Here is a 5,198-nt window from a genome sequence, read left to right on the forward strand (position 1 = left end):
GATGAAAAAGGAAAGGTCGTCAAATCACGTTGGATTCAGCAAGTAACTTACCTTGATGATGAGGGCGCAATTGAATTAGTTTTCACTCTTGCCGTAGTCAAGGGGATTAGCCGTATTAATGGTGCGGAAGATTTTTTCACTTCTTATCTGCTAGAGCAAACAGCAAGTATGGATAGTATTTACTCCGTAAGGCTTTATGAGTTATTAGTGCAATGGAAACAAGCTAAAAACACTCCTATGTTTGAGCTTGAAAGGTTCAGAGATCAACTAGGCGTAGAGTCTAGTGAGTATAAAAGAATGGGAAATTTTAAGTTAAGGGTTTTAGATCTTGCGGTTCAAGAAATTAATGAAAAAACTGATATTAAGGTTGGTTATGAGCAAGTTAAAAAAGGTAGAACTATAATAGGTTTTAAGTTCAAAGTTTCAGATAAGGAAAAGCCTAAAAACACTCAGAATTCAACCAACGGAAGGAGTAGTAATACATCAGATATGTTTACAATTGAAGGGTTGAGCGATAAGCAGTTGGGACGTATTGCTCGTAATCCGATTTTTATAGCAGACTATAATGATTTAGTGAGTTCAACCAGTCCGGCAGGTCAGGATATTAAAGTATGGGAAGTTGAAATGGTTAATCGTCTTAAAAAAGACGCTTCTCAGTTTAAAAAGCGTCCAATTAGAGATTATCTTAAATAACAAAGTGCCTAACTATATATTATCAAGACCTTCAAGAACTAAATCTGCTGCCTGGCAAGCATCATCATAACTCACAGGGCTGTAATCATAGATACCGCAAGCTCCAACAATTTGTTCTGGTCGTATCCTAACTACCTTACCGACATTATCCTTCTGAATTTTATAAAAAGCAGGTTGTAAATAAGGTTCAAGTATTTCAAGTATTTCTTTCTGCCATTGAGTATCTTCAGCTGTGATCTGCCAACTATCTCTGTCTATGACCTCAAAAGCAAACTGTTCAAGAACGCAGAGTACGAACGTGGCGCATGTCAAGCTATCACCTTCCACATCAGGATTTACAACAATCGAACCACCACTGATTGTTGTACCTCCTTTATTGGTTATACCGTAAATACTACTGATATCTAGTTCTTTAAGTCCAAGCAACCTGAGTTCAGTTGTAATAATTGCAGCATTTCTTTCGGTAATAAAGTCTAACCAAAGCAGACCAAGACCTTTTAATTTACTTTTTTCATATCTATAACGGTTTGAAAGATGAGCTAATATTGGTTTGTTATCCTCATTATCTAAAAAGACGAAACCAGTATGTTTGTGTTCACGATTATTTCTCAAGCGGTTAATAGTAAGGCCTAGGCTGTCGCTTTCTTTCTTACCAAGTAGCTTTTCACTTATGTTTATTTCATGAGTTCTCATATAGCTTAGACATTTAATCCGTGTAGCTCTCTTTTAGGGTTCAAACCTTCTTTTACAACTTGGTCGTAAGTCACTTTGTATAGGTGTTCCCACTGGCTAAGACGACGGCGGTAAGAGTAAGTTGTTCTTAAGAAAGCCATTAAAGACCATGAAGTCATAGCTGTCTTGTCTAAAGACTCGAAGAAAGTGTCAATTGTATCTACAGATTCATAACGCACGGCAAAATGCATCAACATAGATGCATAAGTACATGCTTTTTTGCCTTCATTATTTTTTTCAAAGACATATATTTTATACATGTCAGTATCACGTAGTAATGTTCGACTTTCTTTTCTGATTTTAAGATAGTCACTACAGTTCTCAAAACTATCTATCTCAGTTATTTCGACCCTCTTTCCAGTGTGCTCCATTAGCATCATAGAAAAAAGGGCACTATTTTTTGATATTTGACTCATAGCAAAGCTCCTCTCTTACTATATCCAATAAGCTCTTTTTTAATATACCAATATGATTGATAGCATCAATATTTGCTACATCTTCCTTAACAATATCAAGCTCTATATTGGCTGTTATTATATTTTTTGTAGAAGCGTTCTCCATATTGGAATCCACTACTATCTTGAGTTTTTTCTGATTTGAGAACTCCAGCGTTTTTCTAATTTCAACATTATTTTCTATGAAGAATTTACTTTTAAGCTTTAAATCAATCTCACTAATACCCGCATTGATACCAGAGAAATAAGAAAAGTTATGCTTAAACTTTTCTATTCCATCAGAAGGTTTGTCGATATAGTCAATCATTTCGACACCTAGCTTGATGTCAGTAACAGATTCAGGCAAATACTTTGTAAGTAGACGCTCTACCGAATCATAAAACTCATTCATCTCATGGTTCATCTCTGTGTATTCTGAAATATCAGCGTCATCATAATCCAAATGAATATTGATAGAGTTTTTTTCCTCAAAATATCCTATTACATATTTTTTATTATCTAGGATAGTGAAGATTATCATTGGTTTTGATGGATCGTCAGGATTTAATGGGATCTCCAAATCAGCATCATTACCTGTTGCTAGCTGTGACCATTCGTTTGCTATCATCGAAATAGATTTATCTGTTTTGATAAGAGCGCCCAATCTATCGATCTTCCAGCCAATACCTTGCTTAAACATATTGTATCTTCATTTGTTAGTATTCGTGTTTATGAAAGAAATCTGAACGATTTTATCTCTCAGTACAGTCACTATCTTACTGTGCACTACCTATATTATGGGCAGTGTATCACTAATGGCAAATTTTTTAGTAAAAATATACAGCTTACCAATCCTTATTACCCTAGCTTAACCAGCTTTTCAATTTTTTAAGCCCTCTGCAAGAGCGCAGTTACGAGAAATAATATAATACGCTTACTCCGTGCTATTATATTATTTCTCGTACTACGTCGGGGACACCCCAAACCCCCAAAAACTACTTTATTGGAAAGCTTATATCATGGCTTTATACAGAGCAGAAGTGAAACCGATTAGTCGTAGCAAAGGACATAATGCTGTGGCAGCTGCTGCCTATCGAGCAGGTGAAAAGCTGACGGATAAGAACAAATACAATCCTAATGCGATGGTTCATGACTATAGTAAGAAGTCTGACATCATGCACAAGAATATTATTTTGCCAGCTGTATTGGCTGAGCAAGATTTCAAAATTGACCGTGAAAACTTGTGGTCAATGGTTGAAGAGCATGAGGTGACTAAGAAAGATAAGACGCTCAAATCATCAGCTAGGGTCGCTCGTGAATGGTTGTTAGCATTACCTCATGAGTTGAGCGATAGCGAGAACATCGCATTGGCAGAAGAGTTTGCGACAAAAATGGCAAACGATTTAGGCGTGATTGCTGATTGCTGTATTCATAACCCCAAGCTTAAAAGCAATGTTCCTGCGCCTAAGCCTTCAAGTAAGGCAGCCGACAATACAACTGACGACGATGACGAGCGCAATATTCATGCTCATATCATGTTTACCACTCGCAAAGCTGAGCTAAATACTGCTAATCAGCTGATATTCACTGACAAAGCTGACTCAGAGCTAGACGGTACGGCTAGAAAAGCTAAAGGTTTGGTAAAAGAAACTGAATATATCAAAACAGTACGCGCAGAATGGGCAGAAATGATCAATAAGCGACTCTTAGAGCACGGTATCAAAGCTGTTAGTAGTCTTAGTTATAAAGATCGGAAATTAGACGTATTGCCGCAGGTACACATTGGCAGAAGCCCACTATCAGACAGAAAAAGAGAGCATAACGATGAAATCAGTGAACGTAACGAGTCTGTCTTCAATTCAAGAGCTGCTACTGTCAAAAGATTTGCAGATAGAGCAAATGGACAATCTGCTACAACAGATAGATACCTTAAACGAGCAAGTAGAACAATTGGTTACAACGAACGAGTCACAAGTCACCTCGATAAAGGAATTAAGTACAGCAAACAGAGAGTTGAGTACAGCGAACGACTTATTGAGAAAAGAGCTAGCAAAGCCTCAAACCCTTTCTCTGACGCAATCAGAAGAAGCAGTGCTGCTAGAGAATCAGCAGCTGTTAGCTATAATCGAGAAACAGAAGCTTTTGATAGAACAACAGACGAAACAACTAGTAAGCTTCAAAAATACTCTGGACTCGGAAATAAGTGGGTTGGACAAAGAAAATTCGTCGTTGCTAGATACGCTAGAGAAGCTGAGTTATTAAACCGTCGGTTACTTCATAAGATTACCAAACGTAAAGACAGTAATAATCGTATTAAGTGGGAATCTTACGAGAGTGTAGATGATCCAATGCATTCACAGAAATTTGATAAGCGACAACAAGAAATATTGGAAGCTTTTGCTATTGAGTATAATCTTGATAGGAATTTTCATGAAGATCATGCTGACTTTGATCAATACCATAAGAATCTGGCTAATGATTTGAGTTTCTTTAGAAATAATGCAGATATTTTCGAAATAGTTCGTGATCCCGAGAAAGAAAGAGAAAGACATAATGCTAAAACGCTTTCAGATAACCGTCAGGAAGTTCTTAATGTGGATATATACAATAGCACCAAGGAACAGTCTAATGGCTTACAGAAGGATAGAAATGAGTCTAGGATAGCTAATAGTTCCCCTATACCTAGGTTTTAGACTCTCTGCCGTCTGAGGTATTAATACATAGTTGGTTATAAAGAAACGCTCAAAATTAACACTTAATAATGAATATTTTAGTAAAGCTATGAAGATAATAGATAGCTTAAAATTAGCTTTTTTTGCACTTAGTTAAAGAAACAAAAAAGGCTTTTAATGTTTTTAATGCTTTTATAAGCTTTTAAGCAAGCTGAAACCCTTATATTTCAAGGGTTTCAGCTTGCATATGACTACGTTTACTTACCCATATGACTACGTTTACTTACCCATATGACTACGTTTACTTACCCATATGACTACGTTTACTTACCATTAGTCTACATAATATTATTTGTAGATTAATATACTTGGTTATGATAGTGTAGTTATAAATAAACCACAAGGAAGTTGTATGTCTAAGGGTAACTTGGTTGTCAAAACAAATCAGCTTAATTCAGCCCTACAAAACTTGTCTTTACCTGAAATCCGCATTATTCAATTAGCGATAGTAGATGCAAGAGAGACAAACACTGGACTGAGTACTGATAAACCTTTACGCATTGACGCCTTACGCTATGCTGAAATGTTTGGAACAACTCGACAAAATGGCTATCAGCGAATGAAAGACGCTGAGGAAAATCTATTTAACAGACGTTTTAGTTACGTT

6 protein-coding genes are annotated in these 5,198 nt (G+C 36.4%); 3 read left to right on the forward strand and 3 right to left on the reverse strand.

Annotated elements, in window-relative coordinates; translation table 11 throughout:
- Window positions 1-693 (forward strand): RepB family plasmid replication initiator protein (locus ACTXGF_RS27215; RefSeq protein ID WP_522885874.1); only part of this gene is annotated, 693 nt, incomplete at its 5' end.
- A 12-nt stretch (window positions 694-705) separates the two neighbouring features.
- Here the strand turns inward: ACTXGF_RS27215 and ACTXGF_RS27220 are convergent.
- The 3 genes from ACTXGF_RS27220 to ACTXGF_RS27230 are packed head-to-tail and all read right to left on the reverse strand — an operon-like array spanning window position 706 to window position 2,559.
- The gene (locus ACTXGF_RS27220) at window positions 706-1,386 is read right to left on the reverse strand and encodes a hypothetical protein (protein WP_443535675.1); all 681 of its coding nucleotides are present in this window, start codon (window positions 1,384-1,386) and stop codon (window positions 706-708) included.
- Window positions 1,387-1,391: 5 nt separating this feature from the next.
- Window positions 1,392-1,841, reverse strand: a complete 450-nt coding sequence (locus tag ACTXGF_RS27225; protein ID WP_443535677.1) for a hypothetical protein — start codon at window positions 1,839-1,841, stop codon at window positions 1,392-1,394.
- A complete protein-coding gene (locus ACTXGF_RS27230; protein WP_443569823.1) occupies window positions 1,819-2,559 on the reverse strand; it encodes a hypothetical protein in 741 nt (246 codons plus the stop codon). The genes ACTXGF_RS27225 and ACTXGF_RS27230 overlap by 23 nt, the downstream gene beginning before the upstream one ends.
- Window positions 2,560-2,935: 376 nt before the next feature.
- Between ACTXGF_RS27230 and ACTXGF_RS27235 the strand changes: the two genes are divergently transcribed.
- The gene (locus ACTXGF_RS27235; protein ID WP_443535671.1) at window positions 2,936-4,552 is read left to right on the forward strand and encodes a MobA/MobL family protein; all 1,617 of its coding nucleotides are present in this window, start codon (window positions 2,936-2,938) and stop codon (window positions 4,550-4,552) included.
- A gap of 391 nt (window positions 4,553-4,943) precedes the next feature.
- Window positions 4,944-5,198, forward strand: a 255-nt coding sequence (locus ACTXGF_RS27240; protein ID WP_522885875.1) for a RepB family plasmid replication initiator protein, incomplete at its 3' end; no start/stop codon positions are given.

Source organism: Psychrobacter sp. 1Y6, assembly GCF_052258385.2.
Lineage (GTDB): Bacteria > Pseudomonadota > Gammaproteobacteria > Pseudomonadales > Moraxellaceae > Psychrobacter.